Origin of the sequence: Streptomyces sp. NBC_00989 (assembly GCF_045162655.1) — a bacterium.
GTDB lineage: Bacteria > Actinomycetota > Actinomycetes > Streptomycetales > Streptomycetaceae > Streptomyces.
This window is the reverse complement of record NZ_CP108728.1, coordinates 4,631,866-4,652,158: the sequence shown is the minus strand read 5'-3', so window position 1 is coordinate 4,652,158 and position 20,293 is coordinate 4,631,866. Positions and strand designations below refer to the sequence as shown.

The 20,293-nt window shown below is 69.4% G+C and carries 21 protein-coding genes; 10 read left to right on the top strand and 11 right to left on the bottom strand.

Going from position 1 to position 20,293, the window contains the following annotated elements:
* Window positions 1-130 precede the first annotated feature (130 nt).
* Window positions 131-1,006 (top strand): biotin--[acetyl-CoA-carboxylase] ligase, encoded by an 876-nt coding sequence (locus OG714_RS20085; RefSeq protein ID WP_406122804.1) that lies wholly within the window; start codon window positions 131-133, stop codon window positions 1,004-1,006.
* 118 nt (window positions 1,007-1,124) lie between these two features.
* Window positions 1,125-2,252, top strand: a complete 1,128-nt coding sequence (locus OG714_RS20080) for an adenylate/guanylate cyclase domain-containing protein (RefSeq protein WP_406122803.1) — start codon at window positions 1,125-1,127, stop codon at window positions 2,250-2,252.
* A 20-nt stretch (window positions 2,253-2,272) separates the two neighbouring features.
* On the opposite strand, the gene OG714_RS20075 is transcribed toward OG714_RS20080, so the two are convergent.
* Window positions 2,273-2,902, bottom strand: coding sequence for a hypothetical protein (locus OG714_RS20075; RefSeq protein ID WP_406122801.1), 630 nt, complete (start codon window positions 2,900-2,902; stop codon window positions 2,273-2,275).
* Window positions 2,903-3,048: 146 nt separating this feature from the next.
* Between OG714_RS20075 and OG714_RS20070 the strand changes: the two genes are divergently transcribed.
* The 3 genes from OG714_RS20070 to hutH all read left to right on the top strand — a co-directional run bounded on the left by OG714_RS20070 (window position 3,049) and on the right by hutH (window position 6,907).
* A complete protein-coding gene (locus tag OG714_RS20070) occupies window positions 3,049-3,843 on the top strand; it encodes an enoyl-CoA hydratase/isomerase family protein (protein WP_406122800.1) in 795 nt (264 codons plus the stop codon).
* Window positions 3,844-4,147: 304 nt separating this feature from the next.
* Window positions 4,148-5,293: a diguanylate cyclase domain-containing protein gene (locus OG714_RS20065; protein ID WP_406122798.1), complete on the top strand. Its 1,146-nt coding sequence runs from the start codon at window positions 4,148-4,150 to the stop codon at window positions 5,291-5,293.
* A 75-nt stretch (window positions 5,294-5,368) separates the two neighbouring features.
* Entirely contained in the window at window positions 5,369-6,907 is a 1,539-nt protein-coding gene (hutH, locus tag OG714_RS20060) for a histidine ammonia-lyase (RefSeq protein ID WP_406131882.1), read from the top strand.
* A gap of 42 nt (window positions 6,908-6,949) precedes the next feature.
* Here the strand turns inward: hutH and OG714_RS20055 are convergent, their stop codons facing one another.
* Entirely contained in the window at window positions 6,950-7,762 is an 813-nt protein-coding gene (locus tag OG714_RS20055) for a hypothetical protein (RefSeq protein ID WP_406122796.1), read from the bottom strand.
* Window positions 7,763-7,803: 41 nt separating this feature from the next.
* Window positions 7,804-8,109, bottom strand: a complete 306-nt coding sequence (locus tag OG714_RS20050) for a hypothetical protein (protein WP_406131881.1) — start codon at window positions 8,107-8,109, stop codon at window positions 7,804-7,806.
* A 130-nt stretch (window positions 8,110-8,239) separates the two neighbouring features.
* Between OG714_RS20050 and OG714_RS20045 the strand changes: the two genes are divergently transcribed.
* Together OG714_RS20045 and OG714_RS20040 are read left to right on the top strand one after the other, a co-directional pair.
* Complete coding sequence (locus OG714_RS20045) at window positions 8,240-8,593, top strand: hypothetical protein (RefSeq protein ID WP_406122794.1); 354 nt, start codon at window positions 8,240-8,242, stop codon at window positions 8,591-8,593.
* Between the two features lie 263 nt (window positions 8,594-8,856).
* Window positions 8,857-10,107: an Ig-like domain-containing protein gene (locus tag OG714_RS20040; protein ID WP_406122793.1), complete on the top strand. Its 1,251-nt coding sequence runs from the start codon at window positions 8,857-8,859 to the stop codon at window positions 10,105-10,107.
* A 304-nt stretch (window positions 10,108-10,411) separates the two neighbouring features.
* Here OG714_RS20040 and OG714_RS20035 read toward each other — a convergent pair whose 3' ends face one another.
* Entirely contained in the window at window positions 10,412-10,723 is a 312-nt protein-coding gene (locus tag OG714_RS20035; RefSeq protein ID WP_406122791.1) for a DUF397 domain-containing protein, read from the bottom strand.
* On the bottom strand, window positions 10,695-11,558 hold the full coding sequence (locus OG714_RS20030) for a helix-turn-helix domain-containing protein (RefSeq protein WP_406122790.1): 864 nt from the start codon (window positions 11,556-11,558) through the stop codon (window positions 10,695-10,697). Before OG714_RS20030 ends, OG714_RS20035 begins: the two co-directional genes overlap by 29 nt.
* 112 nt (window positions 11,559-11,670) lie before the next feature.
* Here OG714_RS20030 and OG714_RS20025 point away from each other — a divergent pair, with 112 nt between their 5' ends.
* Window positions 11,671-11,856, top strand: coding sequence for a hypothetical protein (locus OG714_RS20025; RefSeq protein ID WP_384159357.1), 186 nt, complete (start codon window positions 11,671-11,673; stop codon window positions 11,854-11,856).
* On the top strand, window positions 11,853-12,230 hold the full coding sequence (locus tag OG714_RS20020; protein WP_406122788.1) for an ATP-binding protein: 378 nt from the start codon (window positions 11,853-11,855) through the stop codon (window positions 12,228-12,230). The genes OG714_RS20025 and OG714_RS20020 overlap by 4 nt, the downstream gene beginning before the upstream one ends.
* A 7-nt stretch (window positions 12,231-12,237) precedes the next feature.
* On the opposite strand, the gene OG714_RS20015 is transcribed toward OG714_RS20020, so the two are convergent.
* Window positions 12,238-12,804: a DUF6817 domain-containing protein gene (locus tag OG714_RS20015; protein ID WP_406122786.1), complete on the bottom strand. Its 567-nt coding sequence runs from the start codon at window positions 12,802-12,804 to the stop codon at window positions 12,238-12,240.
* Window positions 12,805-12,907: 103 nt separating this feature from the next.
* Between OG714_RS20015 and OG714_RS20010 the strand changes: the two genes are divergently transcribed.
* Window positions 12,908-13,300, top strand: coding sequence for a hypothetical protein (locus OG714_RS20010; protein WP_406122784.1), 393 nt, complete (start codon window positions 12,908-12,910; stop codon window positions 13,298-13,300).
* Between the two features lie 66 nt (window positions 13,301-13,366).
* Here the strand turns inward: OG714_RS20010 and OG714_RS20005 are convergent, their stop codons facing one another.
* Genes OG714_RS20005 through OG714_RS19985 form a run of 5 tightly spaced genes read right to left on the bottom strand, consistent with a single transcriptional unit; the run spans window position 13,367 to window position 20,131 of the window.
* Complete coding sequence (locus tag OG714_RS20005; RefSeq protein WP_406122782.1) at window positions 13,367-13,732, bottom strand: Imm50 family immunity protein; 366 nt, start codon at window positions 13,730-13,732, stop codon at window positions 13,367-13,369.
* Entirely contained in the window at window positions 13,722-14,219 is a 498-nt protein-coding gene (locus tag OG714_RS20000) for an Imm50 family immunity protein (RefSeq protein WP_406122780.1), read from the bottom strand. The genes OG714_RS20005 and OG714_RS20000 overlap by 11 nt, the downstream gene beginning before the upstream one ends.
* Entirely contained in the window at window positions 14,209-18,873 is a 4,665-nt protein-coding gene (locus tag OG714_RS19995; protein ID WP_406122778.1) for a putative T7SS-secreted protein, read from the bottom strand. Before OG714_RS19995 ends, OG714_RS20000 begins: the two co-directional genes overlap by 11 nt.
* Window positions 18,873-19,568: a hypothetical protein gene (locus OG714_RS19990; RefSeq protein WP_406122777.1), complete on the bottom strand. Its 696-nt coding sequence runs from the start codon at window positions 19,566-19,568 to the stop codon at window positions 18,873-18,875. The genes OG714_RS19995 and OG714_RS19990 overlap by 1 nt, the downstream gene beginning before the upstream one ends.
* Window positions 19,565-20,131, bottom strand: coding sequence for a hypothetical protein (locus OG714_RS19985; protein WP_406122775.1), 567 nt, complete (start codon window positions 20,129-20,131; stop codon window positions 19,565-19,567). Before OG714_RS19985 ends, OG714_RS19990 begins: the two co-directional genes overlap by 4 nt.
* Window positions 20,132-20,293 lie beyond the last annotated feature (162 nt).

The following is a 20,293-nucleotide window of genomic DNA, read 5'->3' as shown; positions in this document are numbered from 1 at the left end:
TGCGGCTCCCTGCCTGCTCAAAAGGGGGACGGGTTACTCATCCGTAGAGTAGTGGCGGCCCTGGCGATCGGCAGTGCGGCGTACAACACACCTCGGGTGGCTTGCACGACACACCCCTAGGGTGGCTGGCATGACGCCGCGAGATGCATCAGACGCGAACAGCAACCGGTGGTCCGACCTGGACCGTCCACCGCTCAACGGCGCTGCGCTGCGCAAGGGCCTGGTGCGGGACGGCGGCCACGGGGGCCTCTACTGCGACATCGAGGTCGTGCAGCGCACCGGATCCACCAACGCCGACCTCATGGCCCTGGCACTCGCGGGGAACGCCGAAGAAGGTGCGGTGCTCGTCGCCGAGGAGCAGACCGCCGGGCGCGGACGGCTCGACCGGCAGTGGACGGCGCCGGCCCGCTCCGGGCTCTTCTTCTCCGTCCTCCTGAAGCCGGCCGACGTCCCGGTGGCCCGCTGGGGCTGGCTCCCGCTGCTCACCGGCGTCGCCGTCGCGACGGGCCTGTCCCGGTCCGCCGGCGTGGACACGGCACTCAAGTGGCCCAACGACCTCCTGGTGACTGTCGGCGGCGAGGAACGCAAGGCCGGCGGCATCCTCGCCGAGCGCGCGGGGGACGACGCCGTGATCGTCGGCGTCGGCATCAACGTCACCCTGCGCGAGGACGAGCTGCCCGTGCCCCAGGCGGCCTCCCTGGCCCTCGCCGGGGCCGTCACCACGGACCGCGATCCCCTCCTGCGGGCGGTTCTGCGGTCCCTGGAGCACTGGTACGACAAGTGGCGCGCGGCGGGCGGCGACCCGGCCGCCAGCGGCCTCCAGGAGACCTACGCGGCCGGCTGCTCGACGCTCGGCCGGGTCGTCCGGGCCGAACTGCCCGGGGACCGGTCCCTCACCGGGGAGGCCGTCGCGATCGACGGCGACGGGCGGCTCGTCCTGGCCACGGAGGACGGCGTGCAGGAGCCCGTGGGGGCGGGCGACATCGTCCACCTGCGCCCCGCGTGACCCCGACCGCCCTTGTGGCGGCTCTGTCCGTGTGACTCACGGAGTGAGCTGGCCCACACCTGCCGTAGCATTGGGCCCGGTCGATACCTGACCGTGGCAGATCGGAAGGGCAGCAGGCGTGACCGTCGACGACACGGGCTCCGGCGCGGACGCGGACGGCCGGGTGGCCCCCGATGCCGCCGAACCCGGCGAGGACCCGCTCGCGCTGCGTCTCGAAGGACTCATCCTCGGCGCGGAGCGCCGCTACACGCCCTTCCAGGCGGCCCGCACCGCCGGCGTCTCCATGGAGCTGGCCACGCGCTTCTGGCGGGCCATGGGCTTCGCCGACGTCGGCCAGGCCAAGGCGTTCACGGAGGCGGACGTCCTCGCGCTGCGGCGCCTCGCCGGTCTCGTCGAGGCGGGGCTGCTGAGCGAGGCGATGGCGGTGCAGGTGGCCCGCTCCACCGGGCAGACCACCGCGCGGCTGGCCGGCTGGCAGATGGACTCGTTCCTGGAGGGCCTGACCGAGCCGCCGGAGCCGGGCATGTCCCGCACCGAGGTGACGTACCCGATCATCGAACTGCTGCTGCCCGAGCTGGAGGAGTTCCTCGTCTACGTCTGGCGGCGCCAGCTCGCCGCCTCGGCCGGCCGGGTCGTCCAGGCCGGTGACGACGAGGAGATGGTCGACCGGCGCCTCGCCGTGGGCTTCGCCGACCTCGTCGGGTTCACGCGGCTGACCCGTCGCATGGAGGAGGAGGAACTCGGCGAACTCGTCGAGGCCTTCGAGACCACCGCAGCCGACCTGGTGGCCGCGCGCGGCGGCCGGCTCATCAAGACTCTGGGTGACGAGGTCCTCTACTCCGCGGACGACGCCGGAGTCGCCGCGGAGATCGCCCTGCTCCTGATCGAGACCATGGCGAACGACGAGACCATGCCCGAACTCCGCGTCGGCATGGCCTTCGGCACGGTGACGACCCGCATGGGCGACGTCTTCGGCACGACGGTCAACCTCGCCTCCCGCCTCACGTCGATAGCTCCCCGAGACGCCGTCCTCGTCGACAGCGCGTTCGCCGAGGAGCTCATCCGCAGCGGCGAGGCCCCCGCCTCCGAGGCGGAGGCGGCGGAAGCCGCGGCGAAGGCCGAGAAGGAGGGCGAGGAGCCCCCGACCTACCGCTTCGCGCTCCAGCCGATGTGGCAACGCCCCGTGCGCGGCCTGGGAGTTGTCGAACCCTGGCTGCTCACCCGCCGGCACCCGTCACCGGCGTAGGCCCAACTCGCCTGTGCGGGTCAGTGGTTGGCGAGTCCGTCCACGCAGAGCCCGATGATCGGCACGCACAGACTCGGCCGACTCGGCGCGGGGGCCGGGGAGTTGGCGGTCCGGCTCGGGGTGGGCGTGGGTGTGCGGGTGGGTGCGGGAGCCGTGGTCGAGGTCGGGTGAGGGGCCGGTTCCTGAGGTGCGGGCGGGGGCGTGGCGCCCGTCGCCGTCCCGGGGACGGGCGTAGGGTCCGCGGGGTCGGGCGTCGCGGTCGCGTACGGAGTCGGTACGACCCCGGAGGTCGTCGTGGGAGTCGGAGTCACGCCGCCCATCACCGAGGTCGCGGAGGGGATCGCGGCCGGGTCGGCGCTGATGGTGGCGGCCGCGTTGGCGGGCCGGTCGGTGCCGTCCGCGGCGCCGGTGCCCGGGTCCGGGCGGGGTTCCGCCTCCGCCGTGCCCAGCCCGCCGACTCCCGACTCGGGCGCCAGCCGTACGAGGCTCAGCACACCGGCGGCCACGGCGAGCCCGCCGACCGCGAGCAGGACCTTGCGGGGACGGGGCCGGCGGTGCCGGCCGCGGGGAGTCCGGGGGAGCGGCGGCGCTATGTCCCCGGTCTCCGCCGCGGTGTCCTCGGCCCGCTCCGCCTTCGTGGTCGTCGTCACGATCCCTCCCCTGTGGTGTGGCGGACGCACGTTATGCGCTTCTACGGGCGGTGCGGCGGGAGTTGGGCGGGATGTCACCCGAACGGGGAGGGCCCGTGCGATGATCGGGGCGAGGTCTGTTAACCCACGTTAACCAGGAGGCGGTCATGGGCGAGGAGCGGTTCGGGGAGTTCGTGCTGGCTCGGCGGCACGGGTACGTCGCGGAACTGGTCCTGGACCGGCCGAAGGCCATGAACGCGGTCTCCACGGCGATGGCCGCCTCGATCGCGGAGGCCTGCACGGCACTGGCGGCGGACCGGGACGTACGCGTGACCGTGGTGACGTCGTCGCACGAGCGGGCGTTCTGCGTCGGAGCGGACCTGAAGGAGCGGAACTCCCTCACGGACGCGGAACTCGTACGGCAGCGGCCGGTCGCGCGCGGGGCGTACACGGGAGTCCTGGAGCTGCCCATGCCGACGATCGCCGCGGTCCACGGCTTCGCCCTCGGCGGCGGCTTCGAACTCGCCCTGTCCTGCGACCTGATCGTGGCGGACCGTACGGCTGTGGTGGGGCTGCCGGAGGTGTCGGTGGGCGTGATTCCGGGGGGTGGCGGTACGCAGCTGCTGCCGCGCCGGGTGGGTGCGGCCCGGGCGGCCGAACTGATCTTCACCGCACGGCGGTTGGAGGCGGCGGAGGCGGCGGAACTGGGCCTGGTGGACGCCCTGGTGGACGCGGGCCAGGACCGCGAGGAGGCGCTGGCGCTGGGTGCGCGCATCGCCGCGAACTCGCCCGTCGGGCTGCGGGCGGCGAAGCGGGCGTTGCGGCTGGGGCACGGGCTGGATCTGCGGGCCGGGCTTGAGGTCGAGGACGCGGCGTGGCGGGCGGTGGCGTTCTCGGGGGATCGGGCGGAGGGTGTCGCGGCGTTCAATGAGAAGCGGACGCCGGAGTGGCCTGGGGAGTGAGGGGGCTCGGGTTGTCCGCCGGGTGCGGGTCCGGTGGGGGCTGGTCGCGCAGTTCCCCGCGCCCCTAGGGGGGTGGTCTCGGGCGTGTTGGGCGGTGGGCCTGCGCTGGTCGCGCCCGCGCGGCGGAGCCGCGTATCGATACAGTCCCGCGCCCCTAGGGGGTTGGCGTCGGCCGTGTTGGTTGGTGAGCCAGTGCTGGTCGCGCCCGTATCGATACAGTCCCGCGCCCCTAGGGGGTCGGTGCGTGACACCTGTTCGCCGCATCAATGTCCCGCTATGCCCTAAACCTCCCTAGCCTGGAGGGATGGGTGAGGACAGGCGGCTGGCGGCCGTGGTGGAGCTGGCGCAGGGGATGGCGGCGGCGCACACCCCGCGGGAGTCCTGGCGGGCGGCGGCGGCCGGGGCGTGCCGGGCGCTGGACGGGAGTTTCGCCGCGCTGTCGGTGTGGGAGCGGGAGCTGGGGCGGCTGCGGGTCCTGGTGAACGTGGGCGAGCGCGCCGAGGGCGAGGAGGAGTTCCCGGACGGGGAGACCTATCCGGTGCACCAGTTCCCGGAGATCACCGAGTTCCTGCACGAGCGGTGGGCCGGCGGCGGCGAGCCCAACGCCTGGGTCGAGACCGCCGAGGGCCCGGCCGCGGGCAGCCCCGGCTACTGCCACCAGCGCGTGGCGGCGCTACGGCGTCGTAGGCGCGGATGCTGTGTGGTCGCCCCGATCGTGCTGCACGGGCGGGCGTGGGGCGAGCTGTATGTGGCGCGGCCGGTCGGTGCGGCCGTGTTCGACCGGGGGGACGCCGATTTCGCGACGGTCCTGGCCTCCGTCGTCGCGGCCGGGATCGCGCAGACCGAGCGGCTGGAGGAGGCGCGGCGGCTGGCGTTCACGGACGCGCTCACGGGGCTCGCGAACCGCCGTGCGGTCGACGTACGTCTCGACGAGGCGATCGAGCGGCACCGGCGCGACGGGGTCGTGGTCAGCCTCGTCGTCTGCGACCTCAACGGGCTCAAGCGCGTCAACGACACCCGGGGGCATGCGGTCGGCGACCGGCTCCTTGAGCGCTTCGGCTCGGTGCTGTCGCTGTGCGGGGCGATGATCCCGGGCGCGCTCGCCGCGCGGCTCGGCGGCGACGAGTTCTGTCTGCTCGCGGTCGGGCCGCCCGCCGACGAGGTGGTCGACGCGGCGGTCGAACTGTGCCGCCGCGCCGCCGAGTTGGAGCTGGGCGAGGGTGTCGCGTGCGGCGTCGCGTCGACCGAGGACCCGATCGGCGCGGTGCGCTCCGGCCGCCGCCTGTTCCGCCTGGCGGACGCGGCCCAGTACCGCGCGAAGGCCCTGCGCGCCGACAAACCGGTGGTCGCCGGGCGGGACGGTCCCGACGATCCGGTGGTGCGGCTCGCGGACTCCTCGACGCCGGAGATGCCCGCGGAGCGGCGGCGGTTCCGGGGCCGTCGGACGTGACCTACCTGTAAGGGTCTAAGTGGCCACCCGGTAGTGACACCGCCGCATTCAATGCGTACGCTCCTGAATATGGATATGCACACTGTGGTGGTGGGGACGTCCGGGGTCACCGCGTCCGACGTTCTTGCCGTGGCGCGTGGAGGCGCCCGGATCGAGCTTTCCGGCGAGGCCGTCGCGGCGCTCGCCGCGGCGCGGGAGATCGTGGACGCGCTGGCGGCCAAGCCGGAGCCCGTGTACGGGGTGAGCACCGGGTTCGGGGCGCTGGCGTCCCGGCACATCAGCCCGGAACTGCGGGCACAGTTGCAGCGCAACATCGTTCGTTCGCATGCCGCCGGGATGGGGCCGCGGGTGGAGCGTGAGGTCGTACGGGCCCTGATGTTCCTGCGGCTCAAGACCGTCTGCTCGGGGCACACCGGTGTGCGGCCCGAGGTCGCGCAGACCATGGCCGACGTGCTGAACGCCGGGATCACGCCCGTCGTCCACGAGTACGGCTCCCTCGGCTGCTCCGGCGACCTCGCGCCGCTCTCCCACTGTGCGTTGACGCTCATGGGCGAGGGCGACGCGGAGGGCCCGGACGGGGCCGTACGTCCCGCCGGTGAGCTGCTCGCGGAAGCCGGTATCGCGCCCGTCGAACTGCGCGAGAAGGAGGGCCTCGCCCTTCTCAACGGCACCGACGGCATGCTCGGCATGCTGGTCATGGCCCTCGCCGACCTCGACATGCTCTACAAGTCCGCCGACGTCACGGCCGCGTTGTCGCTGGAGGCGCTGCTCGGCACCGACAAGGTGCTCGCGCCCGAGCTGCACGCCATCCGCCCGCACCCCGGACAGGGTGCCAGCGCCGCCAACATGCTTGCCGTGCTTGCCGGTTCGGAGCTGACCGGGCACCACCAGGACGACGCGCCGCGCGTCCAGGACGCCTACTCGGTGCGGTGCGCCCCGCAGGTCGCCGGCGCCGGACGCGACACGATCGCGCACGCACGTCTCGTCGCCGAGCGGGAGTTGGCGTCCGCCGTCGACAACCCCGTTGTGCTGCCCGACGGCCGGGTCGAGTCCAACGGCAACTTCCATGGCGCGCCGGTGGCTTACGTCCTCGACTTCCTCGCCATCGCGGCCGCCGACCTCGGCTCCATCGCCGAGCGCCGTACCGACCGGCTGCTCGACAAGAACCGCTCGCACGGGCTGCCGCCGTTCCTCGCGGACGACGCCGGGGTCGACTCCGGGCTGATGATCGCCCAGTACACGCAGGCCGCGCTGGTCAGCGAGATGAAGCGGCTGGCCGTACCGGCCTCCGCCGACTCGATCCCGTCCTCCGCGATGCAGGAGGACCACGTCTCCATGGGCTGGTCGGCCGCGCGCAAGCTCCGCACCGCCGTCGACAACCTCACCCGGATCATCGCCGTCGAGCTCTACGCCGCGACGCGCGCCGTCGAGCTGCGCGAGGGGCTGGCCCCGGCACCGGCCTCGCGCGCGGTCATCGACGCCGTACGGGCGGCGGGAGTCGAGGGTCCGGGCCCGGACCGGTTCCTGTCTCCCGACCTCGCCGCGGCGGACGCGTTCGTGCGGGGCGGGCACGTGGTGGAGGCCGTGGAGAAGGTCACCGGGCCGCTCCGGTAGGTCGGTTGGGGCCCAGCCGTGGCAACGGCCGGGCCCCGTACGTCACTTCAGCTTGGCGGACTGTGCGTCGATCACGGCGGACGGCACGGTGTAGGCCTTGTTCGCGATCAGGGCGCCGAGGTTGACCGTGTAGTACGTGACGAGGGTGCTGCCGTGGCGCACCACCTCGGTGTGCACGGTGCCCTTCTGGCCGCCGGTGTCCTCCATGACGCTGCTCGCGCCGAACGCCACCGATTCGTCACCGCTGTCGGAGGCCTTCTCGGTGACGACCCCGGTGTATTTCGTGCTGTCCTTGCCCACGGTGAGGGCGAAGCCGCCGGAGCAGCTCTTTACCCCGTCGGAGATGGACTTGAAGGCTTTCTCCGCGCCGTCGCCGTCGTACGAGGACAGTCCGATCAAGGTGACCGGGTGGTCCAGCGAGGCGTTGAACGCGTCCTCCATCTCCTTGTCGGTCATGTCCTCCACAGACTTGGAGGGGGAGGCGGATGCCTTCTTCGCCTCGGTGGCCGTCTCGTTCGTGGCCGAGGCGGCGTCACCCGGCGCCTGCGCGGACATGGCCCAAGCCAGCGGCTCGCACTGCTTCTTGTCGACGGTGACAGCGGTCTTGACGGCCGGGACCGACTTGTCGACCGGCGCGATCTCGTAGCCGACGAGATCACTCTTCGCGAGGATCAGCTTCTTCAACTCGGCGGCGGTGAGCGCCTTGGCAGTGTTCTTCTCGGAACCCTGCGCCGCGTTCTCGGAGTTGCTCTTGGCGTCGTCCGAACCGCCGTCGGAGCAGCCGGTGATGAGGGCCAGCGACAGCGCGCTCACCGCGACGGTGACGCACAGCCGTATGCCCGATGATCTCTTCATGAGCGGACTATGAAGGTTGGGTCAAGGAGTCGTCAAGCAAGTTAAAAGCCAAGTCGTTCCCGTCGCACCGAATACACCACGAAACCCGCGCCGAGGCCGAGGAACAGCGTGCCGCCGAAGATGTACGGCGTGGTGTTCGGGCTGCCGGTGTCGGCGAGTTGGGTGTGGTCCGAGGCGGGGGTGACATCGGTGGCGCCGTCGGTCGAGGTGACCCGTGCCTGCTGGGTGACCTGCGAGGCAGGCGTCGCCGAAGTCTCCACTCTGGCCTGGTCGGTCACCGTCGCGTTGGCGGACGGGACGAACCAGAGGGCGCCCAGCAGGGTACCCGCGGCGGTGGCGGTCAGCATCGTTCGGCGAGCGGTTGACACGGAATATCGATCCCCTTGTGGCGCTGGCGAATTGGCCGTGTGGAGCGATGCTAATGAACTGTGCGGGTCGCGGGAAAGTCACGGGAGCTGTGGGCCGTACGCTCCCGGCATGAGCACCCCAGAGACATCACGTTTTGTACGCCTTCGTGTCGAACTCGTTCTTGAAGTGGAGAACGAGGACGCCGTGACCAAGGCCGCGCTGGCCAAGATCGCCGAGGATCCCGAGCTGCCCGGCGACGAACGCGGGCACGCCGAGACCGCTGTGACGGAAGACACCGCCGAGGCGCTCGCGTATCTCGTGGACCCGTTCGACCTGGTCAGTGAGATGCCCGGGGTCGAACTGGCCCAGGCCTCGTGGAGCAGCGAGGAGATCGACTACGACCCGGATTCGCCGGATTGGGACATCGACGAGGATGATGTCGACGGCGATGAGGAAGCAGACGGCGTGGCAGTGGCCGGCTGAGCCGTGCGCGGGAGCAGGTGACCCCGGGCGGCAACCGCCGTCCGGGGTTTCGTCGTCTCAAGGGTTCCGGGGGGCACGGTGGGCGCGGTGGACGTGGTGTGCCCCACATGTGGGCGACAAGCGGAACGGTACGCACCCGTCGTAGCGTTGGATTCTTAAGAATTTGTTTAACGGGGACTACGTACGGGGCCGGGGGAGTCAGGCCAGGTCAACGGGGTCACTCGGGATTTTCGGGTTTTTCGGCAACGATGGAGAAGCGTGTGATGACGGACAGTAAGCGGCGCAAGGGTCTCGTGGCCGCGTCCGCACTGCTCGGCGGTGTGCTCGTGCTCACGGCGTGTTCCGGCAGCGACGACAAGTCCTCCGGGAGCGACTCGAGCCAGAGCTCGCAGTCCAAGGCCGACGAGGCGGCCGCCAAGAAGTCCTCCGAGGCGCAGATCAAGATCACGCCGGCGGACGGTTCGGACAACGCCTCCATCAACAACTCGGCCGCGGTGACTGTCAGCAAGGGCACGCTCACCGCCGTGACGATGACGACCGCGGACGGTACGGCCGTCGCGGGCACCATCTCCGCCGACAAGCTCAGCTGGAAGCCCAGCACGCAGCTGGAGCGCTCGACCACGTACAAGGTCGCGGCCACGGCGAAGGACTCCGCAGGGCTCGCCGCCCACGAGAACGGCTCCTTCACCACGGTCTCCCCGGCCAACAGCTTCATAGGGAACTTCACGCCCGAGGACGGCTCCACGGTCGGCGTCGGCATGCCGGTCTCGATCAACTTCAACAAGGCGATCACCAACAAGGCCGCCGTCCAGAAGGGCGTCACGGTCACCTCCACCAGCGGCCAGGAAGTCGTCTGCCACTGGTTCAACACCCAGCGCATGGACTGCCGCCCGGACGACTACTGGAAGGAGAACTCCACCGTCACGCTGAAGCTCGCGCTCGACGGCGTCGAGGGCGCCTCCGGGGTCTACGGCGTGCAGCAGAAGACGGTCACCTTCCACATCGGCCGCAACCAGGTCTCGTACGTCGACGCGAAGACCAAGCAGATGAAGGTCGAGCAGGACGGCAAGGTCGTCAAGACCATCCCGATCTCGGCCGGTTCCCCCGAGAACACCACGTACAACGGCCAGATGGTCATGTCCGAGAAGTTCGTTCAGACCCGCATGAACGGTGCGACGGTCGGTTTCACGGATGACGACGGCAAGGGCGAGTACGACATCAAGGACGTCCCCCACGCCATCCGCCTCACCAGCTCCGGCACGTTCATCCACGGCAACTACTGGGGCTCGCCCTCGGTGTTCGGCAGCGTCAACACCAGCCACGGCTGCGTGGGCCTGCAAGACGCGAAGGGCGCGGGCGACAAGAACATGCCGGCGGCGTGGTTCTACAACAACTCGATCGTGGGCGACGTGGTCGTCATCTCCAACACGGGCGACAAGACGGTGTCTCCGGACAACGGCTTGAACGGCTGGAACATGGACTGGGCGCAGTGGAAGGCGGGCTCGGCGGTCTGACCCGACTCGCCGACGCCGGTCAACTCCGGTTCGCTTGAAGGCGGTTGCCCCTGGTTGGGGGTGACCGCCTTTTCGTTGCCTGGGGTACAAAAAGTCCGCCTCCCTGAGAAAAGGGAGGCGGACTCATGGCTGCTGGAATCGTGGGCCAAGCACGTGAGGAGGTGGTGGCTCTGGTGGATCACCAGGTAGCCGGAGGCCCCCAGCAAAAGTAGGGGCCTCCGAAGGCTCCTGAGTGAGCCTGAGTCCCTGTCACGGATACCCGCCGTGGTGGGGGCTCGTTCCTCTTCACGGACGACGATCCCGGCTACGGCGCCCGCAGCAACCCCGACTCGTCAACAGGGGTCTTGAGGGCGGTGATGAACGGGGCCCAGGCGGGGGCGGTGAGGATGAGGGCGGGGCGGTGGGGGGCCTTTGAGTCGCGTACGGGGACGACGCCGGGGAAGTTGGGGGCGACCTCTACGCAGTTACCGCCGTCACCGTTGCTGTAGCTCGACTTGCGCCAGAGGGCCGCGCCGGGGAAGTCGCTGGCGATCTCTACGCAGTCCCCGCCGTCCCCGTTGCTGTAGCTGCTCTTGAGCCAGAGCGCGTCACTCAAGTCGGTCCCGTTGCTTGTCATTTCGGAATTCCTCTGCCGCTGCCTCGATCATCGCCAGGGACGCCTCCGGTGACAGTGCGACGGCCCTGAGCCGATCGTATGCCTTGCGGTACTGCTTCACGAGGGCCGGATCGTCGATGGTGTCACCGCTGTATGACGCCTCGGTATAGATCAACGGCGGGGCGTCCGGGAACGTCATGACCTTGATGGAGGCGGCCATCAGAGGATGCGCGCCGCACGTCCGCGGAACGATCTGCGGAGTGACCCGACGCCGCTCGGCCAACTCCACGATCCGGTCGAGCTGTTCGGCCATCTCCCGTGGCGCCAGGACCGGGTCGGCAAGCAGCGACTCGTGCAGGATCGCCCAGTACTCCGGGGTGGCGTGGTCGTCCTCGAAAAGGCGGGCACGGGCGAGGCGGCCCACCACCTTCTCCTCGACCCACTCGTCGGAGGCCGCCGGGTGAGCCGACCGGACCATCGTCCCCGCGTACGCGGCGGTTTGGAGCAGCCCCGGGATGTTGATGGGGCACCACTCCTCGATGGACTCCGCGTGTTTTTCCGCCTCCAGGACCTTCTCGAAGTACGCGGCGTGCGGCCCTCTCCGTGCCTTCCGTACAACCTCACAGTTCCGCTCGAAGAACCCGTCCGTCCCCAACTTCTGATCCGCATGCTGGGCCAGATCGAGCGGCATCCTTCGCTCGCCGTGCTCAATGTCGCTCAGGTAGGTCTTGCTGTAGAAGCTGCCCTTGAGGAACGCCTCCAACGACAGCCCCGCCTCTTCCCGCTTCCACCTCAACTCCTTGCCGTAAAAGGTCGGAACGCTCATCGACCCGTCGATGTCCTTGCCCCGTGCCACCACTTGCCCTCCTCCGCAACCCCGGTCGCGAACGCGAACCCTCTTTTACGGTAGCCAGCGGAACGCCAGCCTGTGAGGAGTTCGTCACAGAGCGCACAGGAGGCACCCGTTCATGTCCACCCCCTACGACACAACCCTCTGCGTGGAGGAACTCCGCGACGCCCTCGCCCTGCACGACATCACGCTCCCTTCCCTCGGCGTGGACATCCTGACCGCCGGCCTCGTCGCGCTCGGGAACTGCAACACCGCCACCGCCCGCGAACTCGCCGCGGCTCTCCGCAAGGCGGCGGAACGGTGACCCTCGAACTCCGCCTGCTGGCCACCCCCAAGGCCGTACCGGAACTGCGCCAGCACCTCCGCCACCACACCTACGACGTCCGCCTCTACGCAACGGAGTTGGTGACGAACGTGATCGACCACGTCGGGGAGGGAACGCCGGTGACCGTCAGAGTCCTGGGCACGGATGACGGCCACACGCGAGTCGAGGTCACCGATCCGGACCCGAGGGCGTTGCCGCTGCTGCTTCGGGCGACCGCGACGGATGAACACGGCCGGGGAATGGCGCTACTCGATGCGTTGGCGCTGAGGTGGGGTGTGGAGCAGGGGGCGGATCACAAGACGGTGTGGTGCGAGCTGGACGGACTCAACAGCCTTGCTGGTAGGGGATGTTGAGTTGCTCTCAGCCCAGTTGCCGGGTGACGGCCTCGCGGGCGGCGGGGGAGAGCAGGTTGCCCGCCCGGGTGAGGAGCGCGTGCAGGCCCGGGCCGTAGCGCTCGGCCAGTTCCGTGTTGTGTGCCAGTACGTCCAGTTCGTTGGCGGCCGTGATGTCGAAGAACGCCCGCAACTGGTCTGCGGGTGGGCTGAGTTCGCGGCCGGTGAAGCGGTCCCGGAAGGCGAACTCCGTGGTGCCGTCGACGCGAGGGTAGACAGCGCCGCGGTCGCAGCTGGCGTAGAGATAGACCAGCGCCTCCGCCCGTTCACCGATCAGCGCGACGAGCGTGGCCCGGTCGGCGACGGGCAGGAGCGCCGGTGCGAAGCCGTCGGTCCCGTACGTCGCGTGGCACAGCCCCGCGGTCTGGACGACGGAATCCGCTCCCCAGTCCGCCAACAGGCCCTGAACACGGCCCAGATGGGCCAGCAACGTGCCACCGGGATGGGGCATCCGGTCAGCTCCCCGGTCGCGCAGGAAGGCATCGATCGCCGGGCGTCCGTTGCCCGTCAGGTGCTGCTGCTCGGCTGGTGTCATGGGTGGAGGTCCTCTCGCGGTAGTGCGGTAACACTGAGCCCTTTCCATTTTCGGCCTGAGTTGGGGTGGGGTGCTCGGGGCACCGAACTCGTATGATCTCGCGGTGAAGATCTGGACGGAGCAGCCTGCCAGGGGCGATGTCGAAGCGGTCGTTCGCGGCTACTTCGGCCTGCTTCGGGCCGGGAGGGTCCCTGAGGCCGAGCAGCTCATCGATCACCACCCTGTCCGGCATGTGCTCAAGTCCCTGTGGGCCGGTTCCGTCGAAGCGAGTGCTGATGAGGACGAGGCGAGCGGCAGCCCTGCTGCCGACGAGTGGGAGCAGGACCTGTCCTGGCTCGGCGAACTCGATCTCGCGGACTTCCACTGGGGACACACCAGCAGCAATGTCTACGTCGAGATCACCTGCCGCGCGCAGGTGATCGAGGTGGCCTTGAGCTTCTGGATCAGGCCCACCGACGCCGGCTGGGTCCTCACCGGGCCGTCCACCCTCTGGTAGGACACGCGAAAGAGCAGCACGATCAGGGTGTCAGCCGTCGATGGGTGTGTGGTGCGAACTGTCACTTCACGGGGTGTCTGAAGCGCGGTAACCACGTGTCTTGGTCAGGCGAACTGCTGACGCCTGGAATCTGACCCCGGATGTCTCGGTCCCGAGCACAACCTTGACCGATCCGTCCTCCTGGGTGGTCAAGTTGACTTCACGGGCCTCGGCGGGGCCCCACCCGGTGACTCGTAGCCCCGCGATATCCACGAAGACGAGGTAGTACTCGAAAGCGTTGAACCCCTTTCCCTCCCACTCGGCCGGAGGGTTCGAGGGGAGACTTCTTGTGTCGAACCCAAGGGTTGCCGAGTTTTCTCGTTCATCGATGTGCAGATAGAAGAGATCGCATGATTCCGGCAAAGTGGGGAGTTGCAGCCAGTCAGCGCTCATAGAAAGTCTTCTCATCCATTACGGGAAGGCGGTTGTGGCGCAACGAATCGATTTTGCTCGTGAAGAGATGCTGCTCGGCGTCCGATCCGTCTGCCTGTTTTCTGAAGGCGCTCACATGGCCGACGGTGATGGAGTCGCTGCAGTCGAATTCGAGTTTCACTCCGCGGCCATCGGCCCGTACCCGCATACGTCGTTCTGTGCCATGGGGAATCATCTCGATCCCGGCCGTGGCCGGCGGGTCCCACTCGGTCAGGGAGATGGTGTCCACGGCCAGGAACCGGAACTGGCACTGGACGGTGTCCATGTGCTCGTCGATCCACTCCTGAGGTGCGGAGCCAGGAAAGCGGGGCAGGTCGACACGGAGCGTCACGCTGGGCCCACGCCAGTTCAGGTTGATCGAACGGATCCTGACCTCGCTCAGGTCCGGGACCTTCCCGTAGAGTGACTGCAGCACCTCCCGATTCACGAGAAAAGCGTCAACGGTCATAGCGATAGTGCTCCTCGCAGCCGGGGATCTGACCATTGCGGGTGTCTTCGTAGGGCCGCACATGGAGGTGTGGGGGCTGGTAACCAGGCTCACCGGGCTTCTGATGTCCGAACCAGTGGTCCTGGAACACTACAAGATCCTGCCCGTTGGGATGCTCGTACACCTCTTCCGTGTAGTAGATCGGCTCGTGATCATCAGTCATGAGCTGTTTGGACCCCATCCATTCCGGTGTCGTGGCCGGAACGTAAGGGTTGACCTCCAGCGGCTCGGCACCCTCGGGAATTCCGGCCTCCCGCAATGCTTTTGCCTTAGTCTCATCGAAGTCCCGGCCGACCTTTTCCGGGTAATCGGGGGCCAGCCCGAGAGGGTCGATCCAGACACTCGGGTTGACGACGTAGGTCGCCGGATTCGGGGCAGGAGCCAGTCCGAGGGGGTCCGATGTGAGATAGCGGGCCGTTTCCGGGTCGTAGTGCCGGAAGAAGTTGTAATGCAGCCCCGTCTCGGGGTCGAAGTACTGGCCCGGGAAGCGGAGCGGTGTGTAAGCGGTGCTGTTGGCTGCCCATGCCGTGGTGCCCCACAAGGTGGTGCGGGTGCGCCAAGCGATGTCGCCCTGTTCGTCGATGAGTTCGGTTGGTGTGCCGACCAGGTCGGTGACGATGGCGAAGAAGCGGGAGTCGATCTCGTCCTGCGGGGCGTCGGCCGCGGTGATGCGTTCTGTTTGGGCGATCGGGCGTAGGCCCTGGTGGTCCCAGGTGAGAATCACCGGGTCGGGGAGGGCCGGGGACATGGTCGTCTGTTCGCACAGAGTCGTGCCGTCCCAGGCGAACACCACGCGCTCCACGACTGTTTCACCGTCGTCGGCCAGGCGGAGTTTCGCCGTGCGGCGGCCCAGCGCGTCGTAGGTGTAGCGCCACCGCGTGCCGTCCGGAGTCGTCACCGACGTCAGGCGGTCCTCGGCGTCCCACTCGTAGCGCCAGGTGTCCGGCTTGCGGGAAAGGCGGGTCTTCTGGCGCAGGGTGATGCGGCCCACGGCGTCGTGTTCGTAACGGATGTTGCCCGCGCGGGTGATGCGGGTGCCTGCGTAGGAGCGGGCACCCGTTGCTTCCTGGCCCGGGTGCTCCGTCGGCCAGTGTGCTTGCGTCTGGTTGCCCGCCTCGTCGTACGCGTACGACTCGGTCCAGTTCGCCGCGTGTACCGCCGTTACGCGGCCGACCGCGTCCAGGTCGAAGCGGCGGCTGCCCGAGAGCTGGTCGTCGATCGCTGTCAGGTTGCCGTCGGCCCGGTAGGTGTAGGCGCGGTGTTGGAGTGAGGCGCCCGTTGCGCCGACGACCGACTGGGTCGTCAGGCGGCCCAGGGCGTCGAAAGTGTGCTCCAGCGTGAGCATCTCGCCGACCTGGCGGGCGAGTTCGCGGCCCACCTCGTCGTACGTGAAGTCGATGGAGCGGCCCGAGGCCGTCATGCCGGTGCGGCGGCCGGTCGCGTCGTACGTCCAGGTCGTGGTGGCACCGGAGGGGGTTGTGCGGGCCGTGCGGCGGCCGAACTCGTCGTACGTGTACGTCAGTTCGCGGCCGTCGACCGTCTCCGAGCGGACGAGGCCGCGGCGGTCGCGCAGTACCGCCAGGGTGGTGTCCGTGCCGGTCGCCTGGGCGATTCCGTCCGTCATGTCGTAGGCGTACGTGGTGACTTGCCCGGCCGCGTCTTTGCGGATCACCTGGCCCAGTTCGTTGCGTTCGAACGCGATGACCTGGCCGAGGGTGTTCGTGCGGGTGGCCAGGCGGCCTGTGGCGTCGTGGGTGTAGGTGAGGGTGCGGTCGTCGAAGTCCGTCTCCGCGATCAGGCGGCCGGCCGCGTCGTAGTCGTAACTCCAGGTCAGGCCTTGGGGGTTGGTGACCTGGATGAGGTTCAGTTCCTTGTCGTGGGCGAACTCGTGGCGCACCCCGTCCGCGCCGGTGCGGGCTGTGAGCAGGTCGAAATGCGTGTACTCGAAGCGTGTGAGACCGCCCAGCGGGTCTGTGTGGGTGGTGCAGTTGCCCTCACCGTCGTACGTCCAGGACTCCGTCGTGCCGTCGGGTGCCGTGCGGCGGGACAGGCGGCCCTCGGTCGTCCACTCCCAGCGGGTTGTCGCGCCCAGCGCGTCCGTGAGTGTGACAGGTCGGCCGAAACTGTCACGTTCGTAGCGGGTGACCCCGCCGAGAGGGTTGGTGATCCGCAGTGGGAGGCCGGCGCGGTCGCAGTGGACCGTCGTGGTCTGGCCGAGCGGGTCGGTCACCGTCGTCAGGTGGCCCGCCTCGTCGTACGTGAAGTGGGTGGTGTGTCCGAGGGAGTCCGTGACCGAGGTGCGGTTGCCGCGGGCGTCGTACGACTGGCGCACGGTCATGCCGTCGGGGCGCACCAGCCTTACCGGCAGGCCGAGTTCGTTGTACTCGGCCTTCGACTCGCGTCCGTCGGGGCGGGTCACGGCGAGCAGGTTGCCCTTCTCGTCGTAGCGGAGCGACGTGGTGCGGCCGAGCGGGTCCGTCTCGGAGAGGAGGCGGTTGTAGCGGTCGCGTCGGTACCGGGTGACCGCGCCGAGCGGGTCGACCACCGCTACGACCTGGTACGCGTCGTTGACGAGGAATCGGTGGACGTGGCCCGCGGCGGTGGTCGTGGTCGTGACCTGGTGGCCTGTTTCCGGGTCCGTGTCGTCGTAGGTGACGCGCAGGCTCATGTGGCCCGCCGAGCCGCCCTCGGCCGTGCAGCGGTCCTGGTCGTCGTACTCGTAGGTGTAGTCCCGGTCGTTGGTGTCCGTCCACGACGTGACGCGGCCCGCCTCGTCGTACGTGAAGCGCAGAGGGAGACCGGAGGAGTCCGTGACGGCGGTCAGGTTGCCGTCCGTGTAGCCGTAGCGCTTCAACTCGTCGCCGGTGGAGGCGAGTTGGAAGGACGTGATGCGGCCTTCCCGCGTCGTGACCCGGACCTCGTGGCCGCCGCTGGAGGCGACGGCGAGTGGGGTCCCCTCGCTGTCGTACTCGAAGGTGATCCAGTTGCCGTTGCGGTCGTCGATCTGTTCCAGGACCGCCAGGCCTTCGGTGCGGTCGCTGAAGTGCCACACCCGGCGCGTCCGGGGGTCGGTGACCGTGTAGCCGCCGTCCTCGCGGTCCAGGGGCCAGCGCGGGCCGTGGCTCGGGAGCGTGGGCAGGCCGGGGGCCGGGTGCGAGTAGGGGAGGAGCAGGCCGTCCTCGGTGACGAAGACGACACCCGTGGAGCTGATCTCCAGGTGCTGGTCGAGGGTCGAGGACCACGACGGGCCGAACCAGCGGCCCAGGCGGTAGCCGGACTCCACCCGTCGCTTGAGGACCAGGGGCAGGGAGCCTGGCAGGGTGACGTCCGTCTGCGGGAGGTACATCTTGCCGGTGGCGAGGTCGATCGGGTCGGAACCGCGGCTCTCCACGGCCTTCTGGTCGCGGGTCACCTGCGCCGGGCCGTCCGAGACCGTGCCCTCCGCAGGCTTCGCCGCCGCCTTCTCGGCCGACTCCTCCACGGTCCGGCGGAGGCCTGACTGTGCTGCCCCCTCCAGCCCTTCCTTGGCCGCGAGCCGAGTCAGCCCTGCCTCCAACCCCGCCCCGTCCCCGACCAGGTTCGGCACCAGCCGCCCCAGCCCCTCCGACGGGTCCTTCATGAAGTCGTCCAGCATCGTCTTCGCGGCCCGCTCGGGGTGCGCGGCCGTCGAAACCAGGCCCGCCAGCGTCATGTTGACGTTCTGGACGTACGCGGCCGGGTGCGTGATGTTGTACGGGTCCATGGGGTTGAGGCCGCGGGCGAAGTTCAGGATGCCTGCCGTGCCCTTCACCACGCCGGCGTCGAAGTGCAGGATCTCCGTGTTGACGGCCTGGTAGCCGTCTGCCGCGTCCGCCTTCAACTGGGCCAGCGGGGGCGGTTGGGCGGGGGCGTGGGCCAGGGCCTTGCGGACCGCGCTCGCCGCCGTGCGGGCGGCCTCGTCGCGTTGGCGGCGGGCCTCGTTGAGGATCTCGTGGGCGCGTTGTACGGCGGCTGCGCCGGGGTCGGTTGTCGGCTCCTGCTTCTTGCCGCCGGCCGAGTCCGTGCCCGTGTCCGTCTTGAGCTTTGCCTTGTACTCGTCCGACGCCTGCTTGCCCGGGCCGTACAGGTCGATCGCGTCCCGCGCCTGTCCCTGCGCCCACTCCACCGTCTCCGCGTACGACGACAGCGCCTTGCCCGCCGTGTCGCAGGCGTCCGCCGCCTGGAGCCACTTCGTGGGGTGCATGGCGAATTTCTTGCGGAACGCCTCGGCCGCCTCGCCCTGCCAGGACGACGAGTCGAGCTTGCGCATGCCGTCGCCGACCTTGTCGAAGGCCGTGTAGAAGTCGGTCAGGTGCTTGGCCGTCGCCCGGATCGCCTTCGCGTCGCCGTGGAGCAGGTCCTTCGGCTGGTCGCTCCGGCCGAGTTGCTCCTCGGCCGGGGTCGCGCCCAGGTCCGAGGCGATGCGGTCGCCCGCGTTCTCGACCTTGTTCGCGAGGTCGTGTGCTCCGACCTTGTCCAGCGCGTCGCCGGCGGCGTCCGTGCCCTGGTCGACCAGTTCGCCCGTGAACTTCTTGCCCGCGTCGACCACATCGCCGACCTTGCCCAGACCGGAGTTGACCAGATCACCGATCCCCATCAGCCCGCGTCCCCGCCCCGCTGAGCCTGTCCCTGTGCCGCCCGCGCGGCCTCCGCCGCCTTCGCCCGCTCCTCCGGTGACGGGCCCAACGGGCCGTCGAGCATGTCGTTGTACTCGTCACCGCTCAGGCCCGCCGCGCTCGCCAGGTTCGCCGGGTTCAGGCCCGGGCCCAGCGGGCTGAACGTGTGCGAGGTCATCACGTCCCGCGCCGCGTCCTTGTAGGCCTGCCCGCTGTTGTCCAGCGCCTTGTCCATCGACGCGGCGCTGTAGTCCACGCCGCCCGTGTACTCGTTGTTGCGCACCAGGTCGCCCCAGCTCTGCCGCGTGACCTCGTCCTCCGTCGCGTACGGGTTGCCCATCCCCGCGTTCACCACGATCTTCATCGTGCCCTGGACGTACTGGTCCGTCTCGTACAGCGTGCCCGCCGAAAGACCCACGCCCGTCGCGAAGTTGTTGCCCTCGTTCACCAGGGCGCGCACGCCCCACTCCCAGCGTTCACAGAACGACGTGAACCCCGACAGCAACTCCTCGTTGCCCAACTCCAGTCCGGACAGGCCGAGTTCGGAGAACCCCCGGCCCGCGCCCGCCAGGCTGTCGATGCCCAGGTCCTTCAACTCGCCCAGCACCAGCGTGATGCCCTGCGCTATCTCGTCGAGCCCGGCCGCCTTGACGTCCTCGCCGCTGTCCCCGCTCATACCCGTACCTCCCCGTCCCCGCTCATCCCCGTATCCCCATCCGCGTCCACCGCCGCCGCGGCATTCACCGCGTCCACCGCCGCCGCCTCCGGCACGATCCCCGTCACCGGCGGAAACAGCACGCCCTCGCCCTCGGTGCCCACATCCAGCGCCACTCCGCACGGCACACCCACAGCCGGCACCGTCGCATCCAACAAGCGGGCTCCCAGCAGCCGTTGATACGGCCACTCCCGCCCGCCTTCACCCCTCGCGATCGCGAACCTCGCCAACGCCGACTCGTTCGAAAACGCGTAGATCCACCGGATACCGCCGAAATCGCCGACCAGGGGCGCGTCGTCCTCGTCCGTGGGCACCAGCACCGCCGTACGGCGGAACTCGCCCAGCAGTACGGCGAATTCGTGCCGCCCGCGCGCCACGACGTCGCTGCTCAGCGGGGTGGAGTCGGTGATTGGCGCAGGAGCCGGCGCCGCCTCGCTCATCTCCGCGTAGTCCACCAGCCGGGACCGCCGTACACCTCCGGCCTCGCCGTCCGCTTCCGTGCCGCTTCCCCCGCGATCAGACATGGGTGAAATCATCACACCAGCACATCGCGTACGGCAACGCGGAAAGCCTCGACACGGCCTGGGCAGGGTCTGGACAGGTACCGGGCGGCGCCGTAAACGTCGTAAAACGGCATAGAGCGCAGCCCCGTTGACAGCCTCGCGTGGGCTCATTCTTTGGTCATG